Annotated in this window: 17 protein-coding genes and 1 pseudogene; 13 read left to right on the forward strand and 5 right to left on the reverse strand. The window is 65.0% G+C overall.

Features of this window, described 5'->3' with window-relative positions:
* Positions 1-75 precede the first annotated feature (75 nt).
* The gene (locus LZ016_RS00720; protein WP_241445051.1) at positions 76-372 is read right to left on the reverse strand and encodes a hypothetical protein; all 297 of its coding nucleotides are present in this window, start codon (positions 370-372) and stop codon (positions 76-78) included.
* A 192-nt stretch (positions 373-564) separates the two neighbouring features.
* Here LZ016_RS00720 and LZ016_RS00725 point away from each other — a divergent pair, with 192 nt between their 5' ends.
* Positions 565-1122, forward strand: coding sequence for a nuclear transport factor 2 family protein (locus tag LZ016_RS00725; protein WP_241445053.1), 558 nt, complete (start codon positions 565-567; stop codon positions 1120-1122).
* A gap of 83 nt (positions 1123-1205) precedes the next feature.
* Here LZ016_RS00725 and LZ016_RS00730 read toward each other — a convergent pair whose 3' ends face one another.
* Entirely contained in the window at positions 1206-1718 is a 513-nt protein-coding gene (locus LZ016_RS00730) for a YybH family protein (protein WP_241445055.1), read from the reverse strand.
* 41 nt (positions 1719-1759) lie between these two features.
* Here LZ016_RS00730 and LZ016_RS15600 point away from each other — a divergent pair.
* Positions 1760-1822, forward strand: a pseudogene (locus tag LZ016_RS15600) (hypothetical protein); the annotation flags it as partial.
* A complete protein-coding gene (locus tag LZ016_RS00735) occupies positions 1819-2094 on the forward strand; it encodes a hypothetical protein (protein ID WP_241445057.1) in 276 nt (91 codons plus the stop codon). The pseudogene LZ016_RS15600 and the gene LZ016_RS00735, both read left to right, overlap by 4 nt.
* Positions 2095-2403: 309 nt before the next feature.
* On the opposite strand, the gene LZ016_RS00740 is transcribed toward LZ016_RS00735, so the two are convergent.
* The gene (locus tag LZ016_RS00740; RefSeq protein ID WP_241445059.1) at positions 2404-2856 is read right to left on the reverse strand and encodes a hypothetical protein; all 453 of its coding nucleotides are present in this window, start codon (positions 2854-2856) and stop codon (positions 2404-2406) included.
* A 57-nt stretch (positions 2857-2913) separates the two neighbouring features.
* Between LZ016_RS00740 and LZ016_RS00745 the strand changes: the two genes are divergently transcribed.
* The 10 genes from LZ016_RS00745 to LZ016_RS00790 all read left to right on the forward strand — a co-directional run bounded on the left by LZ016_RS00745 (position 2914) and on the right by LZ016_RS00790 (position 15676).
* Complete coding sequence (locus LZ016_RS00745; RefSeq protein ID WP_241445062.1) at positions 2914-4092, forward strand: BaiN/RdsA family NAD(P)/FAD-dependent oxidoreductase; 1179 nt, start codon at positions 2914-2916, stop codon at positions 4090-4092.
* Between the two features lie 41 nt (positions 4093-4133).
* Positions 4134-5807 carry a DEAD/DEAH box helicase gene (locus tag LZ016_RS00750; protein WP_241445064.1) on the forward strand — a complete coding sequence of 558 codons (1674 nt, stop codon included), beginning with the start codon at positions 4134-4136 and terminating at the stop codon, positions 5805-5807.
* 206 nt (positions 5808-6013) lie between these two features.
* The gene (locus LZ016_RS00755) at positions 6014-6718 is read left to right on the forward strand and encodes a FadR/GntR family transcriptional regulator (protein ID WP_366512873.1); all 705 of its coding nucleotides are present in this window, start codon (positions 6014-6016) and stop codon (positions 6716-6718) included.
* 13 nt (positions 6719-6731) lie between these two features.
* Positions 6732-7718 carry an AraD1 family protein gene (gene araD1, locus LZ016_RS00760; protein WP_241445085.1) on the forward strand — a complete coding sequence of 329 codons (987 nt, stop codon included), beginning with the start codon at positions 6732-6734 and terminating at the stop codon, positions 7716-7718.
* Positions 7719-7748: 30 nt separating this feature from the next.
* Positions 7749-9335, forward strand: coding sequence for an alpha-N-arabinofuranosidase (locus tag LZ016_RS00765; protein WP_241445088.1), 1587 nt, complete (start codon positions 7749-7751; stop codon positions 9333-9335).
* 33 nt (positions 9336-9368) lie between these two features.
* Positions 9369-10340, forward strand: coding sequence for a galactofuranose ABC transporter, galactofuranose-binding protein YtfQ (gene ytfQ, locus LZ016_RS00770; RefSeq protein WP_277622478.1), 972 nt, complete (start codon positions 9369-9371; stop codon positions 10338-10340).
* Positions 10337-11863 carry a sugar ABC transporter ATP-binding protein gene (locus LZ016_RS00775; RefSeq protein WP_241445090.1) on the forward strand — a complete coding sequence of 509 codons (1527 nt, stop codon included), beginning with the start codon at positions 10337-10339 and terminating at the stop codon, positions 11861-11863. The genes ytfQ and LZ016_RS00775 overlap by 4 nt, the downstream gene beginning before the upstream one ends.
* A complete protein-coding gene (locus LZ016_RS00780) occupies positions 11860-12855 on the forward strand; it encodes an ABC transporter permease (protein ID WP_241445092.1) in 996 nt (331 codons plus the stop codon). Before LZ016_RS00775 ends, LZ016_RS00780 begins: the two co-directional genes overlap by 4 nt.
* Positions 12816-13874, forward strand: coding sequence for a galactofuranose ABC transporter, permease protein YjfF (gene yjfF, locus LZ016_RS00785; RefSeq protein WP_241445094.1), 1059 nt, complete (start codon positions 12816-12818; stop codon positions 13872-13874). The genes LZ016_RS00780 and yjfF overlap by 40 nt, the downstream gene beginning before the upstream one ends.
* Positions 13871-15676, forward strand: a complete 1806-nt coding sequence (locus LZ016_RS00790) for an IlvD/Edd family dehydratase (protein ID WP_241445097.1) — start codon at positions 13871-13873, stop codon at positions 15674-15676. Before yjfF ends, LZ016_RS00790 begins: the two co-directional genes overlap by 4 nt.
* 2 nt (positions 15677-15678) lie before the next feature.
* Here LZ016_RS00790 and LZ016_RS00795 read toward each other — a convergent pair whose 3' ends face one another.
* Together LZ016_RS00795 and LZ016_RS00800 are read right to left on the reverse strand one after the other, a co-directional pair.
* The gene (locus LZ016_RS00795) at positions 15679-18348 is read right to left on the reverse strand and encodes a glycoside hydrolase family 3 C-terminal domain-containing protein (protein ID WP_241445099.1); all 2670 of its coding nucleotides are present in this window, start codon (positions 18346-18348) and stop codon (positions 15679-15681) included.
* 8 nt (positions 18349-18356) lie between these two features.
* Entirely contained in the window at positions 18357-19322 is a 966-nt protein-coding gene (locus LZ016_RS00800) for an alpha/beta hydrolase (protein ID WP_241445102.1), read from the reverse strand.
* Between the last annotated feature and the right edge of the window lie 132 nt (positions 19323-19454).

The following is a 19454-nucleotide window of genomic DNA, read 5'->3' on the forward strand; positions in this document are numbered from 1 at the left end:
CGAGCTCATCAGTCATGCTGTAGGACATCAGATTCTTAGGCAGTGGAATGTCTGCTTTCGACCCATTGCGGACATTCAAGTCGCGCAGCTGTCCCCTGCTTTGGCTTTCGTGAATGACCAGCCAAGTTCGCGAGCAGCGTCACGGATTGTGATGAGGACTTCGTTGAAACTAATGCGCTGCCACAGGCTATCTTTCGACACGTTGATGTCGAGCCTGTTCGGGTTGAAGGTCGTTGGGCGATTGCCGAACTGGTCGGGTGGGCCGTCCTTCATAGCTCTGCCCACGAACATGGACACGCCTCGGCCATAGACCTCCCAGACATGGTTTGGCGGTCCACGGTCCATGAACCCCGGCAACTCTGCTTCGGACACTTCGAAGTCGAGGCGGTCAGCAACGGTCCGAACAAATCGACCCGCCTCCGCGGACCTCCCTTGGGGAATGTCCAAGCAATAGAAGCCGGTCTGAGGTGGACGGTACGAGCAAGACGAGCAAGCCATCGCGACGGCGCAAAGTGCGATAAGAGAATTGGCTGTCCGTCTGCCCCCCACGCGCAACAGCTAACAATGCCGATGGCAGCTTTCCACCCAAAGTTGCCGTTAGCCCAGTGGCAGTTTTCGACCCGTTGCGGACATTCGGCGTCGCTGGCAGACAAGCGCGGCATCGGATCGAATGGACGCGGGAGGAACCTTATGGTTTTGGCGACGCTGGCGGCGACATTATTACAAGTTGCCGCCCCAGACTCCGCACCTCTGAGTTCCGAAGTGAACGCGGCTAACATCAAATGGGTGGATGCTACCCGGCGTCAGGATTTCGCCATGCTTACCCAAATCATGGCTCCAGACTACGTCGTCACCTATCATGACGGGAAGGTGGCCGATCTTCCCACATGGCTGGGCCGCTTCCACAAAATCCGGATGCTCGACTGCGGCGCCACGATTATCAATCTGCGTGTCACCGGACCCGATGCGGCCGAAGCCACTGTCTCGGCCTATTGGGACGCGATTCTTGCTAGCGGAAAGCCGTTTCGTGAAACTTACACTGCTCGCGATACCTGGAACCGTCGCGGAGGCAGGTGGGTCGTGGTGCGTCGTGATGTTGTCGACATGCGGGTCCTGAACTGAGGAACGCTGCGATTTGACTGTAGCGTCCGCTTTCCACCCATTGCGGAGATCCGCTGACAATACATCGCGGCACCCGCGGTCGCCTAACCTCCGCTGGCAGGCAGATCGCTGTTGAAGATGTCCGCGGCGGCTTTCCACTCGCCGTCGATTTTCCGCCAGACGACCACGTACTTGCCGGTGTCGGTCATCGCGGTGCCGTTGGGAGCAACCGCTAGCTTATACGTCCCACGATCGAGTGCCATGTCACCCGACGACGACACAATGATCTGCTCCGGAACGAAGGTCAGGTCGAAGCCGGGCGTCTGCATCATCGATGCCCAAGTCTGCTGGATCGCGGTACGTCCTTTCCCGATCGGCGCATTGGGTGGCATCACCGCGCCGTCCTCCGCGTAAAGCGCCGCAATACCTGCGGCATCCTTGGCTTTCACGAGCTGGAGCCAACGATCGACTTGCCCGCGGATTGCCTGCTCATCCCCTCCGGTGTTTACAGCGGCGGCAGTATTCCCTTCGGAAACGTTGTTTCCGGGCTTCTCGCCCGCCTGGCACGCAGGAAGTAGCAACGCTGTGACAGAAAGCAGCAAAAGCGTTTTCGCCATTGGGACCTCCTCTTGCTCTGGTGCCTTCATAGCACGGCCAACGCCTCTATGGCGGAGGCGGCAACGATGTGATGACGGGCGGTCAGGGGCGCGACCATTCGTGATCGAGTGGGTGAGCGACCGCGACACGATCACCGACTTCTCAAACCAGGACACGATCGTGTTCAATCTGCCGACCGTACGCGCCTTCGACGACCTCATGTTTGTCGCGGTTGGCAATGATACGCTCACCTGGGGCAGGTCGGATTCGCTGTTGCTTCAGGGGGTCAAGCCTAACCAGCTAAGTGCGTCGGACTTCTCGTTCGGCGAACCGGCGACGGCATTCGTACAGCATCATGACTCGTCGCTGATGTCGACAGACCATATTCTCGTCTGACGGAGCACCGAAGAAGCGGCCGTGGCTGAGAGAGGCTCAGCAGGCGCGCGGATAGGGGCGGGTCCAATCATCGAGGGTAAGTCGGGCCACGACGCGGGTGCCCTGCCACAGTTCGCATTTAACAGATGTCGCCACGAACGCCCGGGCACGGCGAATGGCCTCATCGTCGTTTAGCGCCCGCACCCACTCTGCATGAGTGAAGCAACCCGCATCGTCCAGATAATAGGCCCGGTAAGCGATCATTCGATTTCCCGAAGCGGCGGGGTGGCAACGGCTGCGAAGCCGCTGCCACCCGGTGCGAAGCGCGGCCTACTGCCGGCGCTGGAACCAGTCGCTGCCGAGGACTTCCAGGCGATGATCGTTGATGTACCATTGCCCATCCCCGGAATTCAGCTCGCAGGTGAAGGCTTTGTTCAGGAAGCTCCTGACTTCGCCGTGACTTGAAAAGAGGTCCGGAAAAGCATCCAGCAGGAAATCGTCGTCGTTGCTCAACGACGCAGTTTCTGCCTCGCACGCGCCGCGAGATGCGAACGGCTCATCCAGATGGAAAACGTGATTGGCTGCAGCGGGGCTGGCCACGAGGACCGCTCCGAACGCCAGTGCCTTGTAAAGCTTCGACATGATGTTCTCCCGTTCCCCGGCTTTTGATCCGGATGCGCCCCATTCACTGCCGGGCGACGTGGAAGGCCATGACCATGTCCTGATGATTTCGTGATCAAATGCCGATTGGCCGCAGCGCCTTTCTCGCGTGCGCAATGTCACGGGAGCGTCCGCTGTTCACCATTGCCGACCCTCGTCCGCGCCGCATAGGGCGTGGTCATGACCGACAGCCGCTCGTTCGACGCAATCATCATCGGCGCGGGAGCGGCGGGAATGTTCTGCGCGGCGCTTGCCGGACAGCGCGGACGGCGGGTCTTGCTTATCGATCACTCGCCCGAGCCCGGCAGGAAGATCCTGATCTCCGGCGGCGGCCGGTGCAACTTCACGAACATCGGCGCCACCGCCAGCAACTATCTCTCCGCCAATCCGCATTTCGCCAAGTCCGCCCTGAGCCGCTTCACGCCTGCGGATTTCATTGACTTGGTCGATCGCCACGGGATCGCCTGGCATGAGAAGACGCTCGGACAGCTCTTCTGCGACGGCTCGTCGAAGCAGATCGTTGCCATGCTGCTCGAAGAGTGCGCCGCCGGCGGCGTGCAAACGGCATTCGGTCAGGCAGCCACGATCGAGCATCGTGACGGAGCCTTCCATGTCCTCGTCGGCAAAGACGCGGTCCAAGCGCCCGCGCTCGTGCTCGCCAGCGGCGGGCTGTCCATCCCAAAGCTTGGCGCGACCAGCTTCGCTTATGACGTCGCGCGCCGCTTCGGCCTCAAAATCGTCGAGCCTCGGCCCGCGCTTGTTCCGTTGACCCTTTCCGGCGAGCAGGCACTGTTCAAGACGCTCTCGGGTGTTTCGGCGGACGTCGTCGCTCAGATCGGTGCAGGAGAGTTTCGAGAGGCGGCTTTGTTCACCCATCGCGGCCTTTCCGGCCCGGCCATCCTGCAGGTCTCGTCCTACTGGCGTCACGGCGATACTGTGACGATCGACTTCGTGCCTGACCTTCTAGCCGGCTGGCTTCGTCAGGCCAAGCGCGATGCTCCGAACAATACCCTCCGCCGCCAGCTCGGACGCACGCTTCCCGACCGACTGGCGGAGACGCTTTCCGATCAGCTCGGACATCCTCACGAACTCGGGAGAATGACCGACCTTGCTCTCGAAGCCGCGGAGCGGCGTCTCAGCGCGTGGCAGTTCACGCCGAACGGGAGCGAGGGCTTCGCCAAGGCTGAGGTTACGATCGGCGGCATCAGCACCGCCGAACTCTCGTCGAAGACGATGGAGGCCAAGCGCGTGGCCGGGCTCTACGTCATCGGCGAAGCTGTCGACGTAACCGGCTGGCTGGGCGGCTATAATTTCCAATGGGCCTGGGCCAGCGCCCACGCGGCCGCCGCGGCGCTCTAGTACCTACCCCTCCGCCCCGATTGCGGGTAGGCGCTCGCGTCATGCAACATCCAAGAATCCACTCCTCGCTCGCGGAGGCGCTAGCCGCGCGCGGCTATGACACACTCACGTCCGTGCAATCCGCCGTCATCGAGGAAGGCGCGAAAGGGCGCGACCTGATCGTTTCTGCCAAGACCGGCTCCGGAAAGACCGTGGCGTTCGGCTTGGCGATCGCAGATCAGTTGATCGAGGGCGAGAAGGCGCCGTGGACGCGCGAGCCGCTAGGCCTTGTCATCGCGCCGACCCGAGAGCTTGCCATCCAGGTCAGTAAGGAACTGCAATGGCTCTATGCCCCGGCGGGCGCCCGGGTCGTGACGTGCGTCGGCGGGATGGACCCGATGAAGGAGCGCCGGGCGCTGCAGGGCGGCGCGCATATCGTCGTCGGGACGCCGGGCCGTCTACGCGATCATCTGGAGCGCGGCGCGCTCGACCTGTCCGCCTTGCGGGCCGTCGTGCTCGATGAGGCCGACGAGATGCTCGACATGGGCTTCCGTGAAGAGCTTGAAGAAATCCTCGACGCCACGCCCGACAACCGGCGTACTTTGTTGTTCTCGGCAACGATGCCGCGCCCGATCGTCGCGATGGCGCGCCGGTATCAGAAGGACGCGCTGCGGATCGAGACGATCGGCGAGCGAGAGGCGCATGCCGACATCGCCTACCAGGCCGTCGCCGTCTCGCCGACGGACATCGAGCATGCGGTGGTCAACCTGCTGCGCCTGCACGAAGCCGAAACGGCGATTCTGTTCTGCGCGACCCGCGAGGCTGTTCGCCGGCTGCATGCCAGCCTGACCGAGCGGGGCTTCCGCGCCGTCGCCTTGTCGGGCGAGCATAGCCAGAACGAACGCAACAATGCGCTCCAAAGCCTCCGCGACGGTAAGGCGCGCGTCTGCGTCGCGACCGATGTGGCGGCGCGCGGTATCGACCTGCCTTCGGTTTCGCTGGTCATCCACGTGGAACTCCCTCGGGACGCCGAAGCGCTCCAGCACCGGTCGGGCCGCACCGGCCGCGCCGGTCGGAAGGGTATCGCAGTGCTCATGGTTCCGTTCCGCCGCCGCCGCGCAGTCGACGCAATGCTGCGCCGCGCCCGAATCGATGCAGAATGGATCGAGCCGCCGACTCCGGACGAAATCCGCGCGAACGATCGCGGGCGGCTCCTGGAAGCTCTGGCTGCCCCGGTCGAACTCGACGATGAGGATCGGCTGCTGGCAAAGCAATTGATGGAACGGGAGTCGGTGGAGGATATAGCGGCGAAGCTGGTTCGGGCGCTCCGCGCGGATCTGCCCGCGCCGGAGGACCTTGCCTCAAGCGCCAGGGAGGAACGTGGCGAACAGGGTCCACGAGCGGGTTTCGAAGGGTCGACCTGGTTCATGATCAACGCGGGCAGGCGGCACAATGCCGACCCGCGCTGGCTGCTGCCGCTGATCTGCCGGTACGGCCATGTAGGCCGGAACGACATCGGCGCCATCAGGGTCGCCGCGAACGAAAGCTATTTCGAAGTGACGCAGCGCGCGACACCGGGCTTCATCAAGGCGCTGCGCCGAGCGACCATTGCGCCCGAGGATGATGGAATGATCATCGAACAGGCGCCGCCGCGCGCCGCGGAGGCCGCCGAGGCGCGCCGCCCGGCAAAGACCCACCCTCGGGCGCAATCGAAAAACAGGAAGAAGTCGAAATAGGGGCGAAGGGAGGGTCTGCTTTCCACTGATTGCTGACGTTAAAGGAACTCTGGGCCCTGCACTTCGGAAATGTCGGTCGTCAGCATGCTGACCTCGCTTGCTCCGTCCAATTGTCAGACTAAAAGGACCTAAGACCTAGCGGGGAGTTGAGGTTGGCAAAGTTAGGTGCATCCTCGGTTTCAAGGGCCCTTCGCCTACACGGCAAGTTGGCCCGGGACCTGGGTGTGCAAATCGTTTCCGGCGTGGTGCGGCCCGGCGAGTTGCTGGAGACTGAGCTTGCCGCGAGCGAGCGGCGTCACGTTTCGCGCGCGGCGTATCGCGAGGCCGTCCGCATCCTCTCCGCCAAGGGGCTGGTCGTCAGCCGGCCCAAGGTCGGAACTCGCGTCACTCCGCGGGAGGAGTGGCACCTGCTCGATCCCGATGTCCTTGCCTGGATGTTCCAGTCGAACCCGGACGAGCATGTTCTCGAAGCGCTTTTCGAGCTGCGGATGGTCGTCGAACCGGAGGCGGCTGCCCTCGCGGCGAAGCGCCGCACGGAGGACCATGTCGCGCAGATGCGAGATGCCCTCACTGCGATGGCCGAACATACCCTCGGCACCGCGGAGGGCCGGGCAGCGGACCAGATCTTTCATGCCACCCTGCTTCTGGCGTCGGGCAACCCGTTCCTGCGCACGCTGACTAGCAGCATCTCGACCGCGGTGTCGTGGACGACCGCGCTGAAGCAGGAAGTCCGGCCGTTGGTCCGCGACCCGGTGCCGGATCACGCGGCGGTGCTGGACTCCATTGCTGCCCGCGACCCCGACGCGGCCCGTAGCGCCATGACCAAGCTCGTCGAGCTCGCGCTGTTCGACACGAAGACCGCACCGCAGGCGCCGTCGAAGCGGCGGGCCAAGCGTTCCGACGCCGCCTGATCCCCCAGAGCCGATGGCCGTCCGTCTAATCCAGCTCAGAAACCAGCGCGGCGGGCGGATTGTCGCGGCGGCGCGGGATGGCGAGGCGTTTCGGCTCGACGGCGCTCAATCGGTCCTCGGGCTCGCTTCTAAGGCGATCGAGAGGGATGCGACTTTGGCCGCTCTCGTGGCCGAGCTGGCAACCGACGAACAGGTGGACCTGGATGCCGCCGAGGCAGAGGGACGGCTTCTGCCCGCGATCGACCATCCCGACCCGGCGCGGCTCCATCTGACCGGCACGGGCCTCACGCATCTCGGTTCCGCCGAGGGGCGCGACAAAATGCACAAGCAGGCCGCCGCGGGGGCGGTGACCGATTCCATGCGCATGTTCCTGATGGGGCTCGAGCAGGGAAAGCCGGAGAGCGGCGCCGGATGCCAGCCCGAATGGTTCTTCAAGGGTGACGGAAGCAGCCTCGTCGGGCCAGGCGACGATCTTCGCTCGCCCGATTTCGCGCTGGACGGGAGCGAAGAGCCGGAAATCGCCGGCATCTATTTGATCGACGCCCAAGGGCAGCCGCGGCGGCTCGGCTTTGCGCTGGCCAACGAATTCTCCGATCATGTGACCGAGCGGCACAATTACCTGTGGCTCGCCCATTCGAAGCTCCGCCCGGCGGCGCTCGGGGCGGAGATCCTGACCGGCGAGCTCCCTGCCGACGTTCGCGGAACGAGCAGAATCGTGCGCGATGGCGAAACCTTGTGGGAATCGCCGTTCCTCTCGGGCGAGGCCAACATGTCGCACTGGATTGCGAACCTCGAGCATCACCATTTCAAATATGGCCTGTTCCGGAGACCGGGCGACGTTCACGTCCATTTCTTCGGAACGGCGACACTGTCGTTCGCGCAATCGGTGAAGACCGAGCCGGGCGACATTTTCGAAATCGAGGCGGACCCGTTCGCGCTCAAGCTGCGCAACCGGCTGGCCGTCGCGGAGCCGTCGGACGTGCGCGTCACGCCGCTTTGAACTGCTGAATACGTACGGGGGAGAGTAGGGATGAGATCGACGAGAGCTGGGATGTTGGTGGCGGCGCTGTCCCTGGTCGCTCAGCCGCTTCCGGCGCTGGCGCAGGCCCAGGCTCCGGTGAAAGTCGAGATCCAGGCCAACGCGCCCGGTGCCAAGATCAACCGCGACATCTTCGGTCAGTTCGCCGAGCATCTCGGGACCGGCATCTATGAAGGCGTCTGGGTCGGACCGGACTCGCCGATCCCCAATGTCCGCGGGATCCGCACCGACGTCGTCCAGGCGTTGCGCGCGATCAAGGTTCCCAACGTCCGCTGGCCGGGCGGCTGCTTCGCCGACGAATATCATTGGCGGGAAGGCATTGGACCGGCGTCGCGCCGTCCGGCTCGTGTCAATGCAAGCTGGGGCGGAGTGATCGAGCCCAACTCGTTCGGCACGCACGAATTTATGGACTTCGCCGACCTGCTTGGCGCCGAGGTGTTCCTGTCCGTGAATGTCGGCTCCGGCACCGTTCAGGAGGGCGCCGACTGGCTGGAGTATCTGACGGCCGACAAGCCCACGACGCTGCAAAAAGAGCGCGCCGGGAACGGGCATGCCGCGCCGTACAAGATCAAGTATCTCGGCCTCGGGAACGAGAATTGGGGCTGCGGCGGTGCGATGTCTACCGAGCACTACGTCGAGGAGATGAAGCGCTTTTCGCACTACCTCCGCAACCTCAACCCGGCCCAGAGCGGCGATCACGCGATGAAGAGGGTCGCCGTCGGCTGGGACAGCGGCAACAGCGACTATACCGAAGAGGTGATGAAGGCTTGGAAGGCCAAGGTCTGGAGCTGGGACATCGAAGGCGTCTCGCTCCACGGCTACACGATCCCGAACACGTGGGAGAAGAAGGGTCCGAGCGTCGGTTTCGGTGAAGACGAGTATGCCAAGGGCATCAAGGCGACGCTGAAGATGAAGGAGTGGGTCGCCAAGCAGACAGCGATCATGGATCGCTACGATCCCGAGAAGAAGCTCGGGCTCTACGTCGACGAATGGGGCATCTGGGTCGATCCCAATCCGGGCAGCAACCCGGGCTTCCTGCAGCAGCAGAACACGTTGCGCGATGCGGTGATCGCCGCGATCAATCTCAACATCTTCATGCGCAATGCCGACCGCATCCGTGGCACCAACATCGCGCAGATGGTCAACGTCCTTCAGGCGATGATCCTGACGGACGGTCCGAAGATGCTCCTGACGCCGACGTACCACGTCTATCACATGTACGTGCCGTTCCAGGATGCGACGGCAGTGCCGGTGAGCTTCGAGGCGGGGACCTATGTACACGGCGATATCAGCCTTCCGCAGGTGGACGCGGTTGCTGCTCGCGACGCCTCCGGCAAGCTCTGGCTCGCCTTGGTCAACGTCGATCCGAACCAGCCCGCCCGGGTCTCCACGGCGCTGGCGGGCATGAAGGCCAGTTCCGCGAAGGGCCAAGTCCTTACTGCGGGTACCGTCGATGCGCACAATAGCTTCCACCGTCCCAACGACGTTGCGCCGAAGCCTTTCAGCGGCCGGGCGGCCGGCGGACAATTGCAGTTCGACCTTCCGCCGAAGTCGATCGCCGTGGTCGAGGTACGGTAAGCGATGCGTGATCAGCTCAAGGGGAGCCAGCCGATGAAGTATGTTGCATTGACGATAACGGCCGTTGCGCTCGCGCTTGCCGGCTGTGGGCAGAAGAGCGGCGGTGACGGGAAGGGCAAGGAACTTGTCGTCGGCTTCTCGCAGATCGGATCGGAATCCGGCTGGCGAACGGCGGAGACCAACGCCGCACGGGCTGCCGCGGAGCAGCGTAAGGTCGATCTCAGAATCTCGGATGCGCAGCAGCGTCAGGAGAACCAGATCAAGGCGATCCGCGCGTTTATCGCGCAGGGTGTCGACGGCATCCTGCTCGCGCCCGTGGTGGCGACCGGATGGGATCAGGTCCTGCGCGAGGCTAAGGCGGCCAACATCCCGGTCATCCTCGTCGATCGCCAGATCGAGACCTCCGATCCGAACCTCTACCTCTCCGCCGTGACGTCCGATCAGGTGCTCGAAGGCAGGACCGCGGGCGACTGGCTGGTCAAGACCGTCGGCACGCGCGACTGCCCGGTCGTGGAGCTTCAAGGGACGGTCGGATCGAGCCCGGCCATCGCGCGCAAGAAGGGCTTCGACGAAGCCATCGCGAAGGCGGCGAACATCAAGACGGTCGTCAGCCAGTCCGGCGACTTCACGCGCGCCAAGGCCAAGGAGGTTATGGAAAGCGCGATCAAGTCGCTTGGCAATGCCAAGATCTGCGCGGTGTATGCGCACAACGACGACATGATGATCGGCGCCATCCAGGCGATGAAGGAAGCCGGGCTGCGCCCGGGCAAGGACGTCCTGACCGTGTCGATCGACGGCGTTCCCGACATCTTCAAGGCGATGGCCGACGGCGAGGCGAACGCGACCGTGGAGCTCACGCCTGAAATGGCCGGGCCCGCGCTAGACATGCTCACGGCGTACAAGAAGGACGGCAAGGCTCCGCCGAAATGGCATCAGACGCCGACGAAGCTGTTCCTGCCGGGCACGGCGGCCGCCGAGTACGAGCGGCGCAAGAGCCTCTATTGAGCCACGCCGGAATGTGCGACGCCCCGCCCTTGCTCGAAGCGAGAGGCATCACGAAGACCTATCCCGGGACGGTCGCCCTGAACGACGTGAACTTCGACGTTCGCGCGGGCGAGATCCACGCCTTGATGGGCGAGAATGGCGCGGGCAAGTCGACGCTGATCAAGATACTGACGGGCGCCGAGACACTGGATTCCGGAGCCATCCTGATCGACGGTCAGCCGGCGGACGCGGACACCACCCAGCGGGCGCAGCGCTCCGGTGTCTGGGCCGTGCACCAGGAGGTGATGGTCCTGCCGAACCTCAGCGTCGCCGACAACGTGATGCTGGGATACCAGCCGAGGCGGTTCGGGCTCGTCGACCGGCGTGAGACGCGGCGGCTGGCGGATGCGGCGCTGGCGGAGCTCGGCCTCTCGCTCGACGCGGACCGCGAGCTCGGGTCGTACCCGGTCGCAATCCGGCAGCTCGCTGCCATCGCGCGCGCAGTTCGGGCGAATGCGCGGGTGTTGGTATTGGACGAGCCGACGGCCAGCCTCGACGCGCCCGAGGTCGAAAGGCTTTTCGACGTGCTTCGCGCGCTTGCCTCTCGCGGCACCGGCGTCGTCTTCATCACCCACTTCCTCGACCAGGTTTACGCGCTGAGCGGCCGCATCACGGTCCTGCGCAACGGACGGGTGGTCGGCAGCTCCACGACCAAGGCACTCCCGCAGGTTGACCTCATCCACATGATGATCGGCAAGGGGCTGGAGCAGGCGATTGCCGCGGAGCGGCCGGCCAAGAGCGGACAGGGCGAGGTGGCGGCGAGGTTCACCGGCCTCGGCAGGAAAGGCATGGTCGAGCCTTTCGACCTCACATTGCACGCCGGCGAGGCGGTCGGGGCGGCCGGTCTTCTCGGCTCCGGGCGCACGGAGACCGCCATGCTGATGTTCGGCGCGGAACGCGCGGATGCAGGGTCGGTCGAGATTGCCGGCAAGCAGCAGCGGTTACGCTCGCCGTGGGATGCCATCCGCGCGGGCCTCGCGTTCAGCCCGGAGGACCGGAAGGCTGACGGGATTTTCGGGGACCTGTCGATCCGCGACAATATCGCCATCGTGCTTCAGTCGAAGCGCGGTTGGGCGCGCAAACTGTCCCGCCCCAAGCAGCAACGCCTCGCCGACGAATATATTGCCCGGCTCAACGTGAAGACGTCGGACGCGGAAAAGCCGATCGGCCAACTATCCGGCGGCAACCAGCAGAAGGCCTTGCTGGCGCGGTGGCTCGCGTCGGAGCCGAAGGTGCTGATCCTCGATGAGCCGACGCGCGGCATCGACGTCGGAGCGCATGCGGACATTGTGCGGGTAATCGAGGAGCTGCGCGATTCGGGCCTCGCGCTGTACGTGATCTCGTCGGAGCTTGAGGAGCTGGTCGCCTACAGCGAGCGCATCAGCGTAATGCGTGACCGCCGCCAGGTCGCGTTGCTCGAACGGGACGAGCTTTCGGTCGATCGGATCGTCGCCGCCATCGCTGCTCCGGCGGGTGAACAGTGAGGAAGGCTTTCGCCTTTCCAGCCTGGGCGCCGCCTGTAGCCGCAATGGTACTCGTGCTGCTCATCGACACGATCCTGTTCCCGTCCTTCTTCCAGCTGCGGCTGGTCGACGGACGCCTCACCGGGAGCCTGGTCGACGTGCTGATCCGCGGGACGCCGGTGGCACTGCTGGCGCTCGGCATGGCGGGCGTGATCGCGACGCGCGGGATCGACCTGTCGGTCGGTGCCGTGATGGCGATTGCGGGCGCCGTGGCCGCCAACGCCCTCGCTGGAGGCGCGTCGTGGACAACGGCGGTCCTCTACGCGTTGGCGGCGGGCCTCGCATGCGGGCTGTGGAACGGAGTGCTGGTTGCATTCCTGAAGCTTCAGCCGATCGTCGCCACGCTCGTGCTGATGGTGGCCGGCCGCGGCATCGCGCAGCTGGTCACCGGGGGCCAGATCACCACGTTCGACGACGCCCCATTCTCTGCACTCGCGGGAGGGACGATCTTCGCGATACCGGCGCCGATCCTGGTCGTTGCCGCGGTTGCGCTGCTTCTGACCTTGCTCGTTCGCTCCACCGCCCTCGGCCTGATGGTCGAAGCGATCGGCGTGAACCCGCGCGCGGCGGAGCTGGTCGGCATCAACACGCGCTCGATCGTCCTCGCCGTCTACGCGCTGTCGGGCGTGACGGCTGCGCTGGCGGGCATCATCGCCACGGCCGATATCCGCGGGGCGGACGCCAACAATGCGGGGCTGTGGCTGGAACTGGATGCGATCCTGGCGGTCGTGCTGGGTGGAGGATCGCTCCTCGGCGGCCGGCTGTCTTACGGACTGACGCTGGTCGGGGCGATCACCCTTCAAGCGATCAAGACCGGCATCCTGCTCGCTGGCTTTCCTCCGCAGATGGGCCTGATTCTCATGGCGGTCATGGTCTCGATCCTGCTCGTCATCCAGGCGCCCGCGCTACAGCAATGGCTGCAGCGCCGGACGCTTCGGAAAACCGCGTCATGACGGGCCAGAACCGCACCCTCCTGGTCACCGTCGCGGTGCTCGTTGCTCTGTTCGCCTTCTGCGCGTCGCAATTCCCCTTCGTCCTTTCGACGCGGGTGATTGGAAACCTGCTCACCGACAATGCCTTTCTCGGAATGCTCGCCATCGGGATGACGGTGGTCATCATCTCGGGCGGGATCGACCTTTCCGTCGGCTCGGTGTTGGCCTTCAGCGCGGTGCTTCTCAGTGTGCTGATCACCAAGAGAGGCGTCGATCCAACCGTCGCGTTCGTCATCGCTCTCGGAATCGGAACGGCCTTCGGGGCGCTTCAGGGTGCCGCGGTGCACGTGCTGCGCGCCCCGGCATTCATCGTGACCCTCGCAGGCATGTTCCTCGCGCGGGGCGCCTGCTTCCTGCTGACGGAAGATTCGATCCCCATCAGCTCGGCGACCTATCAGCGGCTGACGGATGCCGGGCTTCCGCTCGGCGGAGGTGCGCACCTGACACTCAGCGCGCTGATCCTGATCGCCAGCATCGCTTTCACCGCCGTTCTTCTCCGGCGCACGCGCTTCGGGGCGAACGTCTACGCGCTCGGCGGTGATCGCCGCGCCGCGGAGCTGATGGGCGTTCCGGCGGGAGCGACGACCGCCTGCATCTACGCTTACTCGGGGTTCATGGCGGCCGCGGGCGGCATCCTCTATTCGCTCTACACGCAGTCGGGTTACCCGCTCGCCGGCGTCGGGCTTGAGCTCGACGCGATTGCTGCGACCATCATCGGCGGCACCCTGCTTGCGGGCGGGTACGGCAGCGTCTGGGGAACCGCGCTCGGCGTCGCCATTCTCGGTCTGATCCAGCTCTACATCACGCTCCAGGGCACGCTGTCGAGCTGGGTCGCGAAGATCGCTACCGGAGCGCTGCTCCTGTTCTTCATCGGAGCCCAGAAGCTCTTTTCACAATCCTCTTTTGGAACCGGCCTGTTTGCGCGTCTAGGCGTTCGTGTCGGGCGCCGCCGGACATTCTCAACGGAACCATCGCAATGACTCAGGAAACACCTCCCGCCGGCAAGCGCCTTCGTTCGCGCGCATGGTTCGACGACCCCGCGAATGCCGACATGACCGCGCTCTATCTCGAGCGGTACATGAACTTCGGCCTGGCGCTCGAAGAGCTTCAGTCGGGAAAGCCGATCATTGGCATCGCGCAGACGGGAAGCGACCTCAGCCCGTGCAATCGGCACCACCTAGTGCTCGCCGAGCGCATTCGGGCGGGCATCATCGAGGCGGGCGGCATCCCGTTCGAGTTTCCAGTGCATCCGATCCAGGAGACGGGCAAGCGTCCGACGGCGGGCCTCGATCGCAACCTCGCGTACATCGGACTGGTCGAAGTGCTGTTCGGCTATCCGATCGACGGTGTCGTCCTGACAACTGGCTGCGACAAGACGACGCCGGCGTGCCTCATGGCGGCGGCAACGGTGAACATCCCTGCAATCTCCATGTCGGTCGGGCCGATGCTCAACGGTTGGCACAAGGGTGAGCGCACGGGCTCTGGCACGATCGTGTGGAAAGCGCGCGAGATGCTCGCCGCCGGTGAGATCGACTACCCGGGCTTCATCAAGCTCGTCGCGTCGTCGGCCCCGTCGACCGGGTTCTGCAACACGATGGGCACCGCGACGACGATGAACTCGCTCGCCGAAGCCCTGGGCATGTCGCTGCCGGGCTCGGCTGCCATTCCGGCGCCTTACCGCGACCGGCAGGAGTCCGCGTACCGGACCGGCCTGCAGATCGTGGAAATGGTCGAGGCGGACCGCAAGCCGTCGGACATCCTGACGCGCGAGGCGTTCCTCAATGCCATCCGCGTGAACTCCGCGATAGGCGGATCGACCAACGCGCCGATCCACCTCATTGGACTAGCGCGACACGTCGGCGTCGAGCTTTCCATCGACGACTGGCAGGAATTCGGCCGCGACATCCCGCTGATCGTGAACCTCCAGCCGGCGGGCGAGTATCTCGGCGAGGACTATTACCGCGCGGGCGGCGTTCCAGCCGTCGTGTCGCAACTGATGCAGCACGGGCTGATCCACGAGGATGCCCTGACCGTGAACGGCCGGACCATCGGCGACAATTGCCGCGGCGTGCAGATCGAGGACGAGCGCGTCATCCTCCCCCTCGATCATCCGATGAAGCAAGCGGCCGGCTTCTCGGTTCTGCGGGGCAACCTCTTCGACAGCGCCGTGATGAAGCTCAGCGTCATCTCGGACGAGTTTCGGAAACGCTATCTCAGCAATCCGGACGATCCGAATGCCTTCGAGGGACCGGTCGTCGTGTTCGATGGCCCCGAGGACTACCACAAAAGGATCGACGATCCCGCGACGGGCATCGACGACAGCACCATCCTCATCATGCGTGGGACCGGGCCCGTCGGCTTTCCGGGCGCTGCCGAGGTGGTGAACATGCGTCCGCCGGCCGAGCTGATCAAAGCGGGTGTGCATGCGTTGCCGTGCATGGGCGACGGGCGGCAGTCGGGGACGTCAGGGTCGCCGTCGATCCTTAATGCGTCTCCGGAGGCTGCGGTTGGCGGAGGCCTTGCGCTGCTGCGCACCGGCGACCGTGTGCGTATCGATCTCAATCGCGGCGAGGCCAACGTGCTCATCGACGACGCGGAGCTCGACCGGCGCCGGCGCGAGATGGAGTCGCAAGGCGGCTTCTCTTATCCGCAGAGCCAGACACCCTGGCAGGAGATGCAGCGCGCGACCGTCGGCCAGATGGCGGAGGGCGCGGTGATCGAGCCCGCCGTCAAGTACCAGAGGATCGCGCAGGTCTTCGGCGTGCCGAGGCACAACCATTGATCCTATTTCGGTAGGCTCGCCGCTTTCCCAACGCGGAACGTTGCGCTGCGAGAAGGCACGCCGGTTCCGGGCTGCCCCGAGCCAACGCTCACGGTGTAGTTGCCCGCCAGCACCGTGTGGACGCCCTGGGGTGTCACACTGCTGAGGTCGCGCGGCGACAAAGCGAAGGTGACTTCCTTGGCTTCGCCCGGAGCGAGGCTCACGCGCTGGAAGCCGCGCAATGCGACGCGCGGCGTGCCGGGCGCTTTCGGAAAGTCCAGGTAGAGCTGCACGACTTCGTCGCCCGCTCGCTGGCCGGTGTTGCGAACCTGCGTCGTAACCCGGAGGCCCTTTTCGGATGCTTCGGTGGCGGGTGAGACCTTGAGCGGCGCAAAAGCGAACTGCGTGAAGCTCAGCCCGTGTCCGAAGGGATAGACGGGCGTTCCCGCGAAATAGCGATAGGTGCGGCCCGCCATCGCGTAATCGTCGAACGGCGGCAGGTCGGCGAGGCTCTTGTAGAAGGTAAGGGGCAGCTTCCCACTGGGGTTGGTCTGGCCGGACAGGACCTTGCCGACCGCAAGACCGCCAGACTGCCCGGGATACCAGGCCTCGAGGATCGCGCCGGCGTTTTGCTTTTCCCAGCTTAGGTTGATCGGACTGCCGTTCATTGCGACCACGACCAGAGGCTTTCCGGTCGCCTTGGCGAGCCGCAGCAGCTCCTGCTGGTCGGCGGGAAGATCGAGCGTCGTCTTGTCGCCGCCGGCAAAGCCCGGACGCTCGACGGGCGATTCCTCGCCTTCGAGATCCGAGGTCAGTCCGACCACGGCGACGATGACGTCGGCATTGGCAGCCGCGGCCCTGAGGTCGGCGGCGGGAGCGTCCGACACGCGCTTCCAGATGAGCCCGACGCCCGTGCTGCCGTGCGCGTCGGCCGACACTTCGATCGGGTAGCGCTTGCCCTTTTCGAGTTTCAGCGTCTTAAGCTTGGGCAGGCTTCCCCAGGGGGCGTCGATGAACTCGACGAGCGGCTGGCCGTCGAAGCTCAGCTTGCCGTTCTGCCAACCGGCGAGGCCGACGCGGTACGAGCCGGTTTCGGGCGGAACGAAAAAGCCGCTCCAGACCACGCGATGATCCTCATCCACGCGCGACATGTCGGCATCGCCGTTGCTGAGGCCGGGAGCGATCGCGGTAACCACGGGCGTCGCAGCCACTTTCATCGGCGTTCCGCTGTGGCCGAGAGCACCCGGCAGCGCGTTGTAGAAACGCGCGGTGAGGCCTTCCTTGCCGTCGGACGTCTGAAGCACCGACGATGGTATGGGATCGCCGTCGGTCATCGACTCACCCGCGGGCGCGTAGGTGATCTGCGCGGCAGGGAACGTGCGGCGCAGCCCATCGAGGACCGAGATCGGCGGCGCCGAGGCGGGCGAGGAATAGTTTCCCCGCAGGACCCGGGTGGCGTCTGCCAGCGGGCCGATCACGGCGATGCGCTGGTTGGCCTTGAGCGGCAGGACGCCATCGTTCTTGAGCAGTACGAGGCTTTGCTCGGTGGCCTTTAGCGCGAGCGCCTGATGCTCCGGTGTTCCGATCGCAGAGACCGGCACGGGCGCATCGGTCCTGAGCCCCGGAAGATCCCCGGTCCGGTACCGAGCCGCCAACAGGCGCACGAGCGCTCGATCGACGTCCGCTTCGGTAATGAGATGGCGGTCGAGCGCCTCCTTGTAGCGGTGCCACAGCGGCGGCGGGTTCGGGCCGAGCGTCGCCGTGTGGCATTCGTTGTCCACGCCGGCGCGTACGGCAGCCGCGACCCCGGTCGCCGCATCGGGCGCGTACCGGTGATTGTCGCTGATGTCCTTCACCGCATCGCAGTCGGACACGACGTAGCCCCGGAAGTTCCACGCGCCGCGCAGATGGTCCTTAAGCAGGTCGTAGCTGGCGCACGCGGGCTGCCCGTCGATGCGGTTGTAGGCGCACATGACCGACTGCGCCTTCGCCTCGACCAGCGCGGCGCGGAAGGCGGGGAGATAAGTGTCTTCGAGGTCGTGCTGCGAGACGAACACGTTCGCCTTGTGACGCGTGCTTTCCGGCCCGCTGTGCACGGCGAAATGCTTCGGCGTCGCGATGACGTTCGGCAGGTCGGGATTGGCGCCCTGCATGCCCTCGACGAATGCAACCCCGATGCGCGCCGTGAGGAACGGATCTTCACCGTACGTTTCCTGCCCGCGGCCCCAGCGCGGATCGCGGAAGATGTTGATGTTTGGCGACCAGGTATCGAGACCGGTACCGATCCTGCCAAGCTCGCCCGTCTGGCGGCCGAGCGTGTGCAGTGCGCGAACCTCGACACTGATCGCGCCGGCGACGTCGTGCACCAGCGGCGCATCGAAGCTTGCGGCGAGGCCGATCGGCTCCGGGAAGTTGGTGGTCGGAACGCTTCCCATCGCGCCGTGAAGGGACTCCGTCCACCAATTGTAGGCGGGGATCTTCAGCCGCGGGATCGCGGGTGCGACGTTCACCAGTTGTCCGAGCTTTTCCTCCAACGTCATCTTCGCGACGATCTGGGTGGCGAGCTGGTCCGCTTGCTGGCGCGCAGGCGAAGCGGCCGGTGGCGTCTCGGCGCGCGCAGCGGCGATCGGCGCCAGGGTTCCCGCCAGCAAGGACAGGCGAGCGAGCTGGATCAGCGTCCGGCCGTTGATCATGGGATTTCCTAACTCGCGGGCTTCAGAAGGCCGTGCATGCCCATCCAGCGGACGAAGGCGTCGAACCAGCCGGTGCTCGTGGTCTCCTTCGGGTACATGCCGAAGCCGTGGCCGCCCTGCTCGTAGAGGTGGAACTCGACGGGGCGCTTTGCCGTGGTCCAGCTTTCGATCAGGCCCATGCCTTTGCCGGCGAACAGCGGATCGTCTGCCGCGAGAGCGACGAACATCGGGGGTGCATCGGCTGGAACCCTCACCGGCGAGAGCGGCCCGTAGATCGTCCCGATGAAGGACGGCTTGGCGTCCTCGCCGGCAAGGGCCGTGACCAAGGTGAGCATCGCGCCTGCGGAGAAGCCGACCATGCCGATGCGGTTGGGATCGACGTGCCATTCGCCCGAACGCTTGCGAATAAGTGCGAAGGCGGCGCGGGAGTCGGCGATCTGGGGCCCGAGCTGCGGAACGGCTTCCTCGAACTTCGTTGGCGAACGCGGGGCTGCAGCGGCGCCCGCGAACATTTGCGCCATCGACTTCTCGAACGCTCCCATGTCCTGCGGCGTCTGAACGAGCCGGTACTTCAGCACGAATGCCGCGACGCCGCGATCGGCCAGCGCGCGGGCGACGTCCCAGCCTTCGTTCTCCATCGAGAGCGTCCGGAAGCCGCCGCCGGGCGCAACCACGACCGCAGTCCCGGTCGCCTTCGCTGGATCAGGAAGGAACGGCGTGAGCGTCGCTACGGTAACGTTGCGGGCGAACTGTTTCTCATACTGGCGGTGCCAGCTTTCGGCGGTGGTGGCGCCGGGAAGCTTGCCTGTTCCAAGCTCGATCTCGTTCGGCTGCGCCGGGATCGCGATCGGAACCATCTTGTCCGCCTGCGCTTGCGCCGCTGTGGCGAAGCCGACGCTTGCGGCGAGAACGATGCCGCAAACGTGCTTGCTCGCTCCAGCAATCGACCGCACTAGCCCTCTTGTCGAACCCATCTGCGCTCTCCCCCCGAAAGTATCCGCGCAATTGTCCTACAAATGATGAGTGGGCATGTCACCGCTGAAAACGGCATGGCCGTTGGGTACTCAGTCGTTGGCGGTTCGGAGTTGTAAGTTACTGACATGGCT

Source organism: Sphingomonas telluris, from assembly GCF_022568775.1.
Taxonomy (GTDB): Bacteria; Pseudomonadota; Alphaproteobacteria; order Sphingomonadales; family Sphingomonadaceae; genus Sphingomicrobium; species Sphingomicrobium telluris.

Bases quoted from the DNA above. Each gene is read 5' to 3' on its own strand.
- yjfF (WP_241445094.1), top strand. From the start codon at position 12,816: ATGGCTGCAGCGCCGGACGCTTCGGAAAACCGCGTCATGACGGGCCAG.
- ytfQ (WP_277622478.1), top strand. From the start codon at position 9,369: ATGAAGTATGTTGCATTGACGATAACGGCCGTTGCGCTCGCGCTTGCC.
- LZ016_RS00790 (WP_241445097.1), top strand. From the start codon at position 13,871: ATGACTCAGGAAACACCTCCCGCCGGCAAGCGCCTTCGTTCGCGCGCA.
- LZ016_RS00765 (WP_241445088.1), top strand. From the start codon at position 7,749: ATGAGATCGACGAGAGCTGGGATGTTGGTGGCGGCGCTGTCCCTGGTC.
- LZ016_RS00750 (WP_241445064.1), top strand. From the start codon at position 4,134: ATGCAACATCCAAGAATCCACTCCTCGCTCGCGGAGGCGCTAGCCGCG.
- LZ016_RS00795 (WP_241445099.1), bottom strand. From the start codon at position 18,348: ATGATCAACGGCCGGACGCTGATCCAGCTCGCTCGCCTGTCCTTGCTG.
- araD1 (WP_241445085.1), top strand. From the start codon at position 6,732: ATGGCCGTCCGTCTAATCCAGCTCAGAAACCAGCGCGGCGGGCGGATT.
- LZ016_RS00745 (WP_241445062.1), top strand. From the start codon at position 2,914: ATGACCGACAGCCGCTCGTTCGACGCAATCATCATCGGCGCGGGAGCG.
- LZ016_RS00800 (WP_241445102.1), bottom strand. From the start codon at position 19,322: ATGGGTTCGACAAGAGGGCTAGTGCGGTCGATTGCTGGAGCGAGCAAG.
- LZ016_RS00730 (WP_241445055.1), bottom strand. From the start codon at position 1,718: ATGGCGAAAACGCTTTTGCTGCTTTCTGTCACAGCGTTGCTACTTCCT.
- LZ016_RS00725 (WP_241445053.1), top strand. From the start codon at position 565: ATGCCGATGGCAGCTTTCCACCCAAAGTTGCCGTTAGCCCAGTGGCAG.